Origin of the sequence: Succinimonas amylolytica DSM 2873 (genome assembly GCF_000378405.1) — a bacterium.
GTDB classification, from domain to species: Bacteria; Pseudomonadota; Gammaproteobacteria; order Enterobacterales; family Succinivibrionaceae; genus Succinimonas; species Succinimonas amylolytica.
Genome location: NZ_KB899637.1, coordinates 142,587 through 155,239, shown reverse-complemented (window position 1 = coordinate 155,239; position 12,653 = coordinate 142,587). Strand labels below are relative to the sequence as shown.

Below are 12,653 nucleotides of genomic sequence, written 5' to 3'. Positions count from 1 at the left end.
CTGGAAGATTACCTTGAATTTCTGTTCAGATATATGGGTATTCACAGAGACGAACTGAAAGATGAATCGCTGTCTGATGAAAGAAGAAATACTATTCTTGAGCAGGCAATGCCATGGAAATTTAAGAAGGCCTAAAGTGCTGACTTTAGACCTAATACATATTTTTTATTGTAAACGGTCTGAAAACCGTTTTAGGTATTTATCCGGAATGGCAGTATCCCTGCCTCCGGTGCTGCATTATAGTTCTGTGAATCTGTGATGTAAACATAGAAACGGTTTTCAGAAAAAATGTTAAATTCAGAAAGCGTTTAAATAGTCTGCCCCACAACCCCTGAAAACGTTTTACAATGAAATATAACTATTCCGGTATATATTTCATTTAAAGCAACTGATGATTTAGACACTTTTATAGTCTTTTTTCATAAGCAATGAGAAGAAGCCTTTGATTTTCAAGACCTTAAATTTTTTCAGCAATGGAATTGCGGAAATATTAAGAAGATAACATCTATAAAAAGCCCCCGAAAAATTCGGGATGTGTATAACCTATTAAACACCTATGTTTAAAGGATTATAAAAAGTCAAACTATTTCTGGCCCCGCAGATAATAAATTTTCCCGCCCCAAAAACAGTGCGCAGAAAATAACAGGACAGCAGGCGGAAGAATTTGCGCCCTCAGGGAATTATGAGAAGTCCACGGGAAGAAGTCCGCCATTTTCCTGCGGTAAAAGGTTGCTCCCATCCGGCAAGGAGATTAAAATCCCTCCGTTTTTTAATCCGGGAGCCGCTATCCCGGAATTCTTTTTTTGGAGAATGCAAGAATGCTGACTTTTCTCATCCTGTGGTACGGAATTCTGAATACCGCGGCCTTTCTGGCCTACGGTCTGGACAAGCTCAAGGCAAAGCAGAACTGGTGGCGGATACCCGAAAAGTGGCTCCTCGGCCTTGCCGTTCTCGGGGGCGCCCTGGGAGCCATTGTCGGAAGCGACCTCTTTCATCACAAGACCAGCCGGGAAAAGATTTACTTCAGGATTACCAATTACCTTTCCCTGGCCGTGCATCTGGGTATCCTGGGATATCTCTGGTACTCCTGGTCATAGTCCCGGAAGTCTCCCCAAAACTCCGGAAACCGGCTTCATCACTGTCATTTTCTGACCTGAAAAGCCTCATAGGCCGCCTCAAAATCCGCGCTGGCAGTGAAGGGTATTCCCAGGGCTTCCAGCTTTTTCCCGGCTTCCTGAAGCTCCGGGGATTCCACCTGTTCCCTATAGTCAAAGACATCTATTCTTTCCACGTCCTCCGCAATACTGATGGGGCCGTGAAACTGGAGCTCAAAGAATTCAAACATGGGAATCTCTCCGCCCATAATCTCATCCAGCCGGAAGAAGTTGTCCGTGTTCAGGGTGCCGTCCGCAATTTTAGAGGCCAGGTAATGCCAGCACATGGCGGGATTCCTGGGCTGAAACAGCATCCGGCGCTCCATACTGTTTTTAAGACCGAACACGCCTACCGGAAGAATGTCGTCCACCCGGTCCGGCACCATGCCGAAGCTCCTCCCGAAATTCACCGAATCCCCCACCGTCATGGTGGTACGGTGCATAAAGCGGTCCTTTTTAAGCCTGATAACCGCTCCGCCGTACTGATAGGCCATTTCATCAGTTACCAGAAGATTGGTCAGAGTATCCGCGCAGGAAAGATAGCCATATTTGGGGAAATCATCAGGCTTAAGCCTTGCAGGATCACAGCCGAACAGCGCCTGACAGGACTCCTTTCTAATCCGGCTCCCGCCATTAAGGGTGCTATGATCCGTTTCGAGACAGCCCTTGAAACGTCCGGATGCCACAATCGCCGGAATGTATTCACTGCGCACCCGGATGTAGAATCCCCCCTGAGCGACGATTTTTTTCAGAAAGTTCCGGATGGGAACCGCCGCCAGCGCAAACCCCGGAACATCGGTCTGAAGCCTGGCATAGTAGTGTTTGCGAAAGGAATCAAAATGTTCAAGCATGGGCAGGGACGCATCATTCATAAAAATCCTTACAAAATGGAGCTTTTGTCACTTTCCGGATCCTTTTCCGGTTCCTGAAGATTAACCGGCCGTTTCAGGACGCAGGAACGGCCGGTAGCGCATTATAATACACCGGAAATCTGAAAATTCCGGAGCGGCCTCATTAATCCCTATTGCTCCGGGCCGAAAAGGCATTTTTATTCTGTACCCCCGGCCCCGGTAATCCCTGTTCTCCGGATAAAAGAAATTCCCGCGGCCCCTTCATGAAGGTGAAAGCACTCTCACCGGAGATCCTTCCCGCCCCGGGAAAAGCCGTTACCGGAAGCCGCAGATATAGTTCCGGTCCGGGTGCTCCGGGATTATAAGACCGGTCTCCTGCGCCCGGTTCCAGGTATAGCGTCTTTTTTTCATGATGTCCCGGGTGGCATTGAAATATAAACAGCCGCCGCTTTTCCTTCTAAGTGCCTCAGGCTGGTCGTTGGTGACATCTACAAAATAGCTTCTGCCATTGATTTCAATGATATTCCAGGAATGCGGCGCGCCGTTCACGAAACCGCCCCACATTCCCGTCCGGAGGCCTGACATCAGTCCCAGCATATTGAAGGCATCAGAAAATCCCTGACAGTTCGCCCGGCGGTACAGGAGCGCTCCTATGGCAGAAACTTCCGGACCAGCCAGAATTCCGGGGGTAAAAACCGCCTGCTGATACCGGGTCATGGCAATAATCCGGTTGTGAATGAAAAGCTCGCGCTCCAGTTCCCCGGGAATAGCCCAGGCTTCCCCGGCAATAGAGGCTGCCACCCGGTAAAGCGCTGTTTCCTCCTCCGTAAGGAAGGACAGATCTCCGGCAAGGTACGCCCGGGCTACCCGGTATCCCGGGTAGTATCTGACCGTGTAAATCACCCTGGTGCCGTCGTTATCCCGGGATATTTCGTCGGTCTGCCATGATGATATATTGCTTCCCATAAGGACATCCGCCGCCTTTGGCAGAAACCCCCGGGCGTAGCGTACCGGAATATAGTCCGGCAAATCCTCCATAGCCTCCCGGAAATACCGGACAGCCTCCGCAGGGGTGCTGATCCGGGGCAGGGCATCCCAGTCTATATCCCCGGGAAAGGCCTGATAGAAATCATCGGTAGCGGCCACCACCTTCATTCCGGGAACCAGATTCAGGTATACCTCATAAACTGAGGTCCTGCCGTCGGCATAGCGAACCTCCACATCCCATTCCTCGGTAGCAGCCCATTCCGGATTCCATGGAACAGTGGTCCGGTTTCCGGGATAAAGACACTCCCGGAGGCCCCCTATCAGATTCCGGGTCCAGAGGTTCTCTCCCGCAGGAGACATCCGGACACTGCAGACCCCGGTTTCCGACTGATTGGAAACCGCCAGCGGAGGAGAAGCAGCAGCGGCACTGCCGGAAAGCCCCGGAAATGCGCCCAGAACTGCCAGAAAAAATAACAGCGCCTTAAAAAATATTTTCATGGAAAACCTGAATCAAAAAACCGGACACCCCCAAACATCCGGACCAGAACCTCCGGATCAGAACTTCCGGAAAAGAGTCCTGTTCCGGAAGTACGGGAACGCCTCGGAAGACCGGCAATCACCAAAAGGCCGGGGGGCCTCCGTCCCCGCAAAAGCCCCCCGGAAACAAAAAATAGCCCCGGATACCGAACGATGAAACCGGGAAAACCTGTCAGGTATCATCCGGCAGGTTTTTCATAATCCGGGCCGGAATACCGCCTACCATGCAGTTGTCAGGAACATCCTTGGTAACTACAGCTCCGGCCGCCACGATAACATTATTGCCGATGGTAACTCCCGGAAGAATTACCGCATTGGCGCCGATCATGACGTCATTCCCTATTCTGATGGAAATAGCCGTGGCCACATGCTCCCGGCGCTGTGCCGGAGACAGAGGATGGGATACAGTGGTAATCAGAGTGTTGGGACCGATAACGCAGTAGTCTCCGATATATACCGGCGCCTCATCGGAAATGGTTACATTGCTGCCAACCAGAAAGTCGCCCCCCACGTGAATGTTCTTGCCGTTACTGCAGTTAAACGGCGGCTCGATGAAGACCCCGTTCCCCACGGATCCCAGAAGCTTTTTCAAAAGAGCCGTATATTCCTTGAACTTGAGAGGACCGGTCTCATTAATGCGCAGACAGAGAGCAAAGGCCTTTTCCTTGGCCTTGATAATATCCTCCCCCATCAAATTGAATTCGAACTCCTCCTCAACATCCGGAGATTTTCCATATGCCATACAGACCTCCTGCACCGGGAAAAAAGAAAGAAAACGTTTTCTTAACAGGTTAGCCAAAAAGGACTTAAAGGTTAACCCATAATGCAACGGAGTCTGAAGTAAATCACAAAATCGTGTCTGTGATTCGCAGTCATTTTCCCGGAATACAGAAAACCGCCGGAACCCGGAGGCTGCGACGGTTTCAGAATCAGATCTGCCTGGCCTGGAACGCCCGGCACAGACTACTTCGCGGCGCAGACCGTGGCCAGCACCTTCTCGCCAAGAGGCAGATCCGAGAGCACGGTAACAGAGACACCCCGGCAGAACATTTCGGCAGTGTAGTACCCCTTCTTGTCCCCCCGGACGTGCACATCCAGTCCGTTAACGGTAATGTCCTTCTCCACCGGATAGGCATTGTAGTCGCCGTTCATCTCCCGGGTGGTGAACTGCCGGGAATACCGGAGATAGAGGTTTCTCCGGGAATCGTCTACATAAATGAGCTGCAGCATCTTCTTCCTGTCAGGATAGGAATCCAGCACCTGCACCAGAGGCGGCTTATTCCAGTTTGCCGGAGGAACAAAGCTCCGCCCCGCCGTAAATCCCACCACCTGCTCCGCCTCCTCCAGCGTCTGGTAGCTGGTGAAGGGATTGGGCATTCCCACACTGGTTCCGCCGCTGTAGTCCAGCATTTCCACCTCCTCGGTGCTGGAACACCCGGAAGCAAGAAAGCCCGCTGCCAGCAGGGACATAACCGCACCTGAAAAAATCTTTCCTGAGTACCGCATAGCAATCCTTAATCCTTAGTTTCCTTCCGGGATCGTTCAGGTCTCTGAAAATCAGTCATCCCGGGATTACTCAGAAATTATACCCCCGGTACGGATTTTCCGGTTGTGTCCCTGGCAAATCATGCTGACTGTCTCACGTTCGCCGGGAGTTCCGGTTCCGGATAAAGCCCGGAGTGCTTCAGAAACAGGAGATGCAGTCCGGGATTAGCGGTCAGCTCCGGGTGGAAGGCAAAGCCGAACTGATTCCGGTAGCGCACTCCGGTAATACGGCCATTGGTTACCGCAAGAACCTCTGTTTCCGGATCCAGAATCTCGGCGATCCCGGGAGCTCTGATAAATACCTCCCGGAAGTTCTCAAACTCCCCGACCCGGCCATTAGTGACAAAGCTTCCCAGCTGCCTTCCGTAAATGTTCCGGAATACCCGTACCGGAAGAGTGCCGAGATGCCGCTCTCCGTCCTCTCCGATTTCCCGGGCCAGCAGGATAAGTCCGGCGCAGGTTCCCATAACCGGAAGTCCCTGCGCAATCAGATCTCTCAAAGGCTCCAGGATCCCAAAGTCCCTTAAAAGCTTCCCCTGCACCGTGCTCTCGCCGCCGGGAAGCACGATGCCGCGGATTCCCTGAAGATCCTCCCTCCGGCGAATATCCCGGACTGGAATCCCCAGTCCTCTGAGAACTGCCGCATGTTCTCTGAAGGCCCCCTGAAGAGCCAGCACCCCTACCGTCATTATTGTCCCCCTTTTGTTATAGCTTCAGGCTCACAGAGGCTCCGGGGACTTCCTGCCGCCGGAGCTCCTCAGGCCTTAAACGCCGCGTTCTTCCATGATAAGACTAATCTCGTCTTCATTGATGCCTACCATGGCGGCGCCCAGATCCCGGGAAACCTCCAGAAGGATTTTCGGATCCCGGTAATTGGTAACCGCTGCCACAATGGCCCGGGCTCTCTTTTCCGGATCACCGGACTTAAATATTCCGGACCCCACAAACACGCCATCGGCCCCCAGCTGCATAAGAAGCGCGGCATCAGCAGGAGTAGCCACCCCGCCGGCTCCAAAATTCACTACCGGAAGCCGGCCGTTCTGCCGTACCAGAGACAGAAGCTCCAGGGAAACCCCGAGACTCTTGGACTCCTCATAAAGCTCATCATCGGAAAGTGTGGTTACCCGTCTGATTTCGGCAGTGATTTTCCGGAGGTGCCGCACTGCCTGAATAACGTCTCCGGTTCCGGGCTCGCCCTTGGTTCTGATCATGGACGCGCCCTCGCTGATCCGGCGGAGCGCTTCCCCCAGATTCCGGGCACCGCAGACAAAAGGAACCCGGAAGGCGGTCTTGTTAATATGATAAATGTCATCGGCCGGAGACAGCACCTCGGACTCGTCAATATAGTCGATATCCGCCGCCTCCAGAATCTGGGCCTCCACAAAATGCCCGATGCGGCATTTGGCCATTACCGGAATGGACACGGCATCCTGAATGCCGCGGATCATGGCCGGGTCGCTCATGCGCGATACGCCCCCTGCCGCCCGGATATCAGCCGGAATGCGCTCAAGAGCCATTACGGCACAGGCTCCGGCGGCCTCGGCGATTTTAGCCTGCTCCGGAGTGGTAACATCCATGATTACGCCGCCCTTGAGCATTTCTGCAAGTCCGCGGTTAAGCGCAATCTGATTCTTTTCCTGCTGTCTTGATTCTGTCATTTTCAGTTTCTCCTGTGGGTTATCATGGGAATGCGGCTATGATATCCTGTATCTGACACTGTAAAAATAACCAGAAATAATATTTTTTACAATACCAGAGAAGCCAGCACCGTTTTCACCGGAAATCCGGGGAAAAACTCCCGCAAAGCCCGTTATCAAAAGGCTTCCGGCATATCTGCCCTGATGAATTCCCTCTCTCCGTCCTCAGAAACATACCAGAATGCTTCCAAAAAAGCATGCCAGACGCGGCGTTCCATCCGAAACGCCCCGGATATGCTAAGATGACAGGAAGAAACAGGAGTTTTTGCGACACCGAACCAGAAAACTGCCGGCCCCGGCCGGAAGGAGCAGACAATGCTGACCTACGATCTGTCAGAAGCCGCGGGGCCTATTTACAAGCACCTGTACCGGAAAATAAGGGAGGACATTGCCTCCGGAGTCATTCCGCCTAACTCCCGGCTGCCCTCCAAAAGAGCGCTGGCCCGCAATTACGGCATCAGCATCGTTACGGTGGAAACCGCCTATGAGCTTCTCATGAGCGAGGGGTATATCCGGGCGGTGCCCCGGAGCGGCTACTTTGTCTCCCCGGCAGGAACAGAGATTTCCCGGAGAAAAACCTCCGTGTCCCTCAGCATTGCCCTTCCCGAAAAGCCGCCGGCGGATCTGGTAAGCATTTCCGGAAGCCATACGGATCCCGGACTGTTTCCGTTTTCGGTATGGGCCAAGCTTTCCCGCCGCATTCTGGCGGAAAGATCCCGGGAGCTTATGGACATTCCCATAACCGGAGGCTGCCGCGAGCTCAGAAAGGCCATTTCAGGACATCTCAGTTCCTTCCGGGGCATGCTGGTGGATCCGGATCAGATCATTGTCGGGGCCGGGACGGAATACCTGTACAGCCTGCTGATCCAGCTACTGGGACGGAACCGCATCTACGCTACCGAAAACCCCTGCTATCAGAAGCTTATTAAAATCTACCGCCAGCACGATGTCCGCTGTATTCCGGTTTCCATGGATGATGACGGCATTCTGGTTTCGGAGCTGGAAAGATCCGGAGCGGAAATCGCCCATATCACCCCGAACCATCACTTTCCCTCCGGGATCACCATGCCGGCGGAACGGCGCTGCGAGGTACTGTCCTGGAGTGTGTCGCAGCAGGATCGGTTCATCATAGAGGACGACTATGACAGCGAATTCCGCTTTACCGGGCTGCCCCTTCCCACACTGTTCAGCATGGACGGTGCCGGCCGGGTAATCTACATGAACACCTTTTCGAAAACCCTGACTCCCACCATCAGAATCAGCTATATGGCACTGCCGCCGGATCTGGCAGAGCGCTTCTACCGGAATCTGTCCTTTTATTCCTGCACGGTATCGAATTTCGAGCAGCATACTCTGGCGGAATTTATTAATCAGGGGTACCTGGAGAAGCATATCAACAGAATGCGTCTTTACTACACCCGAAAAAGACAGAGCATTCTCCGGGCAATTGACAGCTCAGGACTGGGAAGGCTTTCCCGGGTCTATGAAAACCGGGCCGGACTGCATTTTCTTCTGAAGCTCGCCACGGCTATTCCCGACTCTGAGCTCAGAAAAAGACTTCTGGAAAGAAAGATCCTGGTAAGAATGCTGTCGGAATATCATATTTCCGGAGATCGGGTTCCGGAACACCTTCTGCTGATTGACTATTCCGGTCTGGATCCCGCGGCCGCAGAAAACGCCTTCCGGACTATTGCCGAAATCGCTGGAAATCCGGAATAATGCCCGGAAGCTGCCATTTCTGACCGGGGCCAGATACTCTCCACTTCCAGTACCCGCTGCGTTTTTCGGGACCGGAAAAACAAAGGGGACTGAAATTCAGTCCCCGTAATACTCAGCCGACCTTAGTGATGGTGATGGTGATGGTGATGGTGATGGTGATGATGGTACGGATCACCCGGCGGCAGTCTCGGTCCCGGAGGAGGAGGCGGCGGACACCGGTGATCATGCTTCCAAGCTCCCGGAGGGCACCCGTGAGGCTTATGATGATGACGGTGATGATGTCTTGGCGGCGGAGGCGGCGGCGGGGGACAATAATGTCCCGGATGACAGCCAGGAGGAGGTGGCGGTGCGGCCAAAGCCGTTCCTGAAGCAATAAAGCTCAGTCCGGCAACACCGATAACTACGGCCATAAATTTTGAAAGCTTGTTCATTTGCACACCCTGTATTCAGGTTAGTATCCCGTTTCTGAAAAGCCCGGCATCAGAATCTGATATAGACCAATGCTCCTCAGTTCACGTAGTCAAGTATATATAAAAACCTCATGAAAAGAATGTCAATTCATTATCAGATATTACAAATTGTGAGCAAAACTAGAATCCATTCCGGTACCTGCCTGTCCGGCGTTCCGTTTTTTCTCCGAAAGCGCCGCTAACTCTATTTCTGTACCGCCCTGTCTGTAAGTCATAACTGGTTTTCCGGCAGAATAACCGGAATCACTCCGGAAATACCGCCCGCAAGCAAATAATCCCCCGCTTCCGGAAAACAGGTACCGGATCCTGAAAGACCACGAGCCGCAATTATCCTGAAACCTCGGAAAATCCTTTTGATACAAGGTTTTTGTCCTTAAATACGCTTTACAGCATGCATGCTTATACAGGATAACTAATGGTTTTTCTGCATATTTACCTGTATATACTTTCCATTTTCAAAAATACATGTATAATTCATTGGCTGTCAGTCAGTACAGGCTCTGTTATTATTATTAACACTTTAACGCGCCACTGCTTAAGAACAGACCTGATTCAGAACTGAAAAATGACTGTTTCCTGCAGGCACTCCGGAAACAGGGAATGGAACCGCGAAGGCTGTTTTTACTCACGGGGCTGTCATGACATGGCTCTCAGTAGCAGTCTGTCAGTCAGAATTTGCTTAGCTGCAGATTTTTCCGGAAGGCATTCCCGGAGCCGAAAACACTGATTCAGCCGCCTTCATAATGGCGAACCTGACAATAGCAGGACACACGGGATAAATTAACATTGGAAGTATCTTTATGAACCAGATAAATACCGGTCTTTCCGAGCATATAATTAAGTACGGAGCAAGACCGGATTACGATGAGGCAGCCAAGCGGCTCCTGAGCCACAAAATAGTGATTGCGAACATCCTGAAGCTGTGTATTCCCGAATTCCGGGACAGTGGCCTCACAACGGAGGAAATTATCGGAGATTACCTTTCCGGTAACGTCACCTTCGATTCCTCCGTGCCTGTAGGACAGGAGGCGCCTGATGCCGACTCCCGGATTCAGTGCCTGAATAGCGAGGACAGAACCATCACCGAAGGCACTATCAGTTTCGACATTCTGTTTGACGTCAGAGTTCCCGGCAGCAAGGACAGCAAAAGCTTTATCACTGTAGATATCGAATTTCAGGGCAAACAGACTATTGGCTATCCGCTGATGAACCGGGCCGAATACTATCTGGGCCGCCTGATTTCCCGCCAGAAAGGGATTGTCTTTAACAAAACGGATTACCAGAAGCTTCGGAAGGTATACTCCCTTTGGATAAACATGGGCCGCAATCGCCATAACTGGTGTGCAGAATATCCCCGGAGAACAGAGGTTGTTCTGGGAAACATGGCCGAAAATGATGAATGTAACTTTAGCGACCGGAGCATGGCCATTGTTATCAACGTCGATCAAAACGATGAAAACAATCCCGCTCCCGTTTTTAAATTTCTGGGGGCACTGTTTTTCAGAGGAAAAAACGTTGCAGAGCGGCAGAAAGTGTTACAGAATGAATTTGGTATTCCGATGACCGAGAATATATATGAAGAGGTGTACAACATGTGCAATTTAAGCGAAGGTATTTTTGAGGAAGGATTAGAGAAAGGATTAGAGAAAGGCGAGAAAATAGGATTAGAGAAAGGCAAGAAAATATGGTTAGAAAAAGGTGAGAAAAACGGATTTGTCAAAGGTGAAAAAAACGCTACCCTGAACCTTATCAGAAACCTGATCGAAACAATGAAGGTTACTGCACAGCAGGCATTCGAAATGCTGAAAATCCCCGAGTCCGATCGCGGCGAATACCTTAAGGAGCTGCAGAAAATCTGAAAGCTTAAGAGGCTCCGGACAAACTGATCCGGAGGCCAATAATGTGAATTTCCCCGGATGTCAGACTGATTTCCAGGGCAATCAGAAAAAAGACCTTGAAACAGGAGCTTTTCAGGGGAGTGCCCTGTTCCCTCCCCCCTCACACTGGGACAGCTTTATCACATCATCAGGGATAATGACCAGCACGGCATTCGGAGGTGCGTAAAATGGCAGATTTAAGCGAAGGGATTTTTGAAGAAGGTTTTGAAAAGGGGTTTGAAAAAGGTTTTAACAAATACTTCGAAACAGGCTGGAAGAAAACAACTCTGAAACTTATCAGAAACCTGATGGAAACAATGAATGTTAACGCGCAGCAGGCCTTCGAAATGCTTAAAATCCCCGAATCCGACCGCAGCGAATACCTTAAGGAGCTTTAGAAAATCTGAAAGCTCCGGACAGCAGTCTGGTAGGGACTGCCCCTATGCTACCCGTCTTATCACGGCTCCTCTGCCTAAAGTCCCTGCCGGTACAGCCATCCCCCCAACACCCCAAAAACAGATACTGCAAAAAAACAGGGGACGAAAATTCCGTCCCCGTTAATGATCGTCAGCCAGCTTTAATGCTTGTGGTGCGGCTTCTGAGGCTTATGGTGTTTCGGCTTATGCTTCGGTGCCGGATGCGATGGCTTCGGATCTGGACAATGCATTCCCGGCTTGCAGTCATGATGCGAGGACATGTGGTGCGGCTCCGGAGCAGGTTTGTGCACCGGATCGGGGTGATGTCCCGGCTCAGAATGGTGTACAGGCTCATGGTGATGTACAGGCTCAGGATGATGTCCCGGTTCAGGGTGATGCACCGGCTCAGGGTTGTGTACTGGCTCATGGTGATGTACAGGCTCAGGATGATGTCCCGGTTCAGGATGATGTCCCGGTTCAGGGTGATGCACAGGCTCAGGATGATGTCCCGGTTCAGGGTGATGCACAGGCTCAGGGTTGTGTACTGGCTCATGGTGAGGCTGCGGGCAATGGTCTCCAGGACGGCAATCATGATGCGAACCATGATGTGTCGGTGCCGGCTGATGCTGCGGGGCTGGATGATGCTGCGCAGGAGCCGCCAGAGCAGCGCCTGATGAAATAAAGGCCAGTCCGGCAACGCCGATCACTGCAGTCATTAATCTTGAAAGTCTGTTCATAGTTTCCCCCTGTCCTCAGGTTTGGTTTTCGTATCCGAAGGGCATCAGGATAAAACTCCGGCAGAATTGCCTGCTCTTCAGTTATCAGGAGTCATTATATGAAGAATCCTTCTGAAATAAATGACAAATCTCAAGAAGTTTTTACAAAGTGTGCCGGGAGAAAGCCTTCCCGGTTATTCACATCATAGTCAAGAACGCCAGGCTGTCTCTGTCATAAATCTGCCGCGCTTCATAACAGTCTGTAAACTCCGGCACTTTTCAAGTCCTCCCCGGCGGAACAATTCAGGTTCTTTTGCCCGCTGTTTTGCGTTTCCCGGGAGGCGGCAGCTCCTCGTACATGGCCATTACCAGTTCCCTCAGAAAATTCCGGTCTTCCGTAGCTGTCACTCCCAGCTTTCCTTTCGCGCCCTCATAGGGAATCTCCGTAACGGCATCCGGCATCATGGCTGCGGCAGCCGGCACGGGCTTCACCAGAAAACGGTTGTCGTAAATGCCGCCAAACACCCGTCCACGGGTATACAGAATATATTCCCCCATCATGGACCGGAAGGTAATTTCCGGAGCCAGGGAAAGCTGATCCAGAATGTAATCCAGATATTCTCTGTCTGATGCCATGACTTCCTCCTGCTGTTTCTGCCTTGCGTATGCTGTTACCCGGCGGCC

Annotated in this window: 13 protein-coding genes; 5 read left to right on the top strand and 8 right to left on the bottom strand. The window is 51.7% G+C overall.

All coding sequences use genetic code 11. From position 1 onward, the window contains the following. Positions 1–818 precede the first annotated feature (818 nt). Entirely contained in the window at positions 819–1,097 is a 279-nt protein-coding gene (locus F557_RS0110090) for a DUF1294 domain-containing protein (protein ID WP_019002106.1), read from the top strand. Between the two features lie 44 nt (positions 1,098–1,141). Here F557_RS0110090 and F557_RS0110085 read toward each other — a convergent pair whose 3' ends face one another. From F557_RS0110085 to pdxS, 6 genes are all read right to left on the bottom strand, one after another. Beyond that, positions 1,142–2,026, bottom strand: coding sequence for a hypothetical protein (locus F557_RS0110085; RefSeq protein ID WP_157617840.1), 885 nt, complete (start codon positions 2,024–2,026; stop codon positions 1,142–1,144). A gap of 294 nt (positions 2,027–2,320) precedes the next feature. Then, on the bottom strand, positions 2,321–3,490 hold the full coding sequence (locus F557_RS0110070; protein WP_019002102.1) for a hypothetical protein: 1,170 nt from the start codon (positions 3,488–3,490) through the stop codon (positions 2,321–2,323). Between the two features lie 211 nt (positions 3,491–3,701). Next, positions 3,702–4,271, bottom strand: a complete 570-nt coding sequence (locus F557_RS0110060) for a sugar O-acetyltransferase (protein WP_019002100.1) — start codon at positions 4,269–4,271, stop codon at positions 3,702–3,704. A 221-nt stretch (positions 4,272–4,492) separates the two neighbouring features. Further along, a complete protein-coding gene (locus F557_RS0110050; RefSeq protein WP_019002098.1) occupies positions 4,493–5,035 on the bottom strand; it encodes a hypothetical protein in 543 nt (180 codons plus the stop codon). A 119-nt stretch (positions 5,036–5,154) separates the two neighbouring features. Further along, a complete protein-coding gene (gene pdxT, locus F557_RS19580) occupies positions 5,155–5,763 on the bottom strand; it encodes a pyridoxal 5'-phosphate synthase glutaminase subunit PdxT (RefSeq protein WP_019002097.1) in 609 nt (202 codons plus the stop codon). A 75-nt stretch (positions 5,764–5,838) separates the two neighbouring features. Further along, positions 5,839–6,732 carry a pyridoxal 5'-phosphate synthase lyase subunit PdxS gene (pdxS, locus tag F557_RS0110040; protein WP_019002096.1) on the bottom strand — a complete coding sequence of 298 codons (894 nt, stop codon included), beginning with the start codon at positions 6,730–6,732 and terminating at the stop codon, positions 5,839–5,841. A gap of 354 nt (positions 6,733–7,086) precedes the next feature. On the opposite strand from pdxS, the gene pdxR reads away from it, so the two are divergent. Then, positions 7,087–8,490 carry a MocR-like pyridoxine biosynthesis transcription factor PdxR gene (pdxR, locus tag F557_RS0110025; protein WP_019002093.1) on the top strand — a complete coding sequence of 468 codons (1,404 nt, stop codon included), beginning with the start codon at positions 7,087–7,089 and terminating at the stop codon, positions 8,488–8,490. Positions 8,491–8,602: 112 nt separating this feature from the next. Here the strand turns inward: pdxR and F557_RS0110020 are convergent, their stop codons facing one another. Next, complete coding sequence (locus F557_RS0110020) at positions 8,603–8,863, bottom strand: hypothetical protein (RefSeq protein WP_019002092.1); 261 nt, start codon at positions 8,861–8,863, stop codon at positions 8,603–8,605. Positions 8,864–9,760: 897 nt separating this feature from the next. Here F557_RS0110020 and F557_RS0110005 point away from each other — a divergent pair. From F557_RS0110005 to F557_RS0109990, 3 genes are all read left to right on the top strand, one after another. After that, positions 9,761–10,819, top strand: a complete 1,059-nt coding sequence (locus F557_RS0110005; protein WP_019002089.1) for a hypothetical protein — start codon at positions 9,761–9,763, stop codon at positions 10,817–10,819. A gap of 206 nt (positions 10,820–11,025) precedes the next feature. Continuing rightward, on the top strand, positions 11,026–11,235 hold the full coding sequence (locus tag F557_RS0109995; RefSeq protein ID WP_019002087.1) for a hypothetical protein: 210 nt from the start codon (positions 11,026–11,028) through the stop codon (positions 11,233–11,235). 244 nt (positions 11,236–11,479) lie between these two features. Then, a complete protein-coding gene (locus F557_RS0109990; RefSeq protein WP_019002086.1) occupies positions 11,480–11,935 on the top strand; it encodes a hypothetical protein in 456 nt (151 codons plus the stop codon). Between the two features lie 337 nt (positions 11,936–12,272). Here the strand turns inward: F557_RS0109990 and F557_RS0109985 are convergent, their stop codons facing one another. Next, positions 12,273–12,605 (bottom strand): TfoX/Sxy family protein, encoded by a 333-nt coding sequence (locus F557_RS0109985; protein ID WP_019002085.1) that lies wholly within the window; start codon positions 12,603–12,605, stop codon positions 12,273–12,275. Between the last annotated feature and the right edge of the window lie 48 nt (positions 12,606–12,653).

Bases quoted from the DNA above. Each gene is read 5' to 3' on its own strand.
- F557_RS0110090 (WP_019002106.1), top strand. From the start codon at position 819: ATGCTGACTTTTCTCATCCTGTGGTACGGAATTCTGAATACCGCGGCC.
- F557_RS0110085 (WP_157617840.1), bottom strand. From the start codon at position 2,026: ATGAATGATGCGTCCCTGCCCATGCTTGAACATTTTGATTCCTTTCGC.
- F557_RS0110070 (WP_019002102.1), bottom strand. From the start codon at position 3,490: ATGAAAATATTTTTTAAGGCGCTGTTATTTTTTCTGGCAGTTCTGGGC.
- F557_RS0110060 (WP_019002100.1), bottom strand. From the start codon at position 4,271: ATGGCATATGGAAAATCTCCGGATGTTGAGGAGGAGTTCGAATTCAAT.
- F557_RS0110050 (WP_019002098.1), bottom strand. From the start codon at position 5,035: ATGCGGTACTCAGGAAAGATTTTTTCAGGTGCGGTTATGTCCCTGCTG.
- pdxT (WP_019002097.1), bottom strand. From the start codon at position 5,763: ATGACGGTAGGGGTGCTGGCTCTTCAGGGGGCCTTCAGAGAACATGCG.
- pdxS (WP_019002096.1), bottom strand. From the start codon at position 6,732: ATGACAGAATCAAGACAGCAGGAAAAGAATCAGATTGCGCTTAACCGC.
- pdxR (WP_019002093.1), top strand. From the start codon at position 7,087: ATGCTGACCTACGATCTGTCAGAAGCCGCGGGGCCTATTTACAAGCAC.
- F557_RS0110005 (WP_019002089.1), top strand. From the start codon at position 9,761: ATGAACCAGATAAATACCGGTCTTTCCGAGCATATAATTAAGTACGGA.
- F557_RS0109995 (WP_019002087.1), top strand. From the start codon at position 11,026: ATGGCAGATTTAAGCGAAGGGATTTTTGAAGAAGGTTTTGAAAAGGGG.
- F557_RS0109990 (WP_019002086.1), top strand. From the start codon at position 11,480: ATGGCTTCGGATCTGGACAATGCATTCCCGGCTTGCAGTCATGATGCG.
- F557_RS0109985 (WP_019002085.1), bottom strand. From the start codon at position 12,605: ATGGCATCAGACAGAGAATATCTGGATTACATTCTGGATCAGCTTTCC.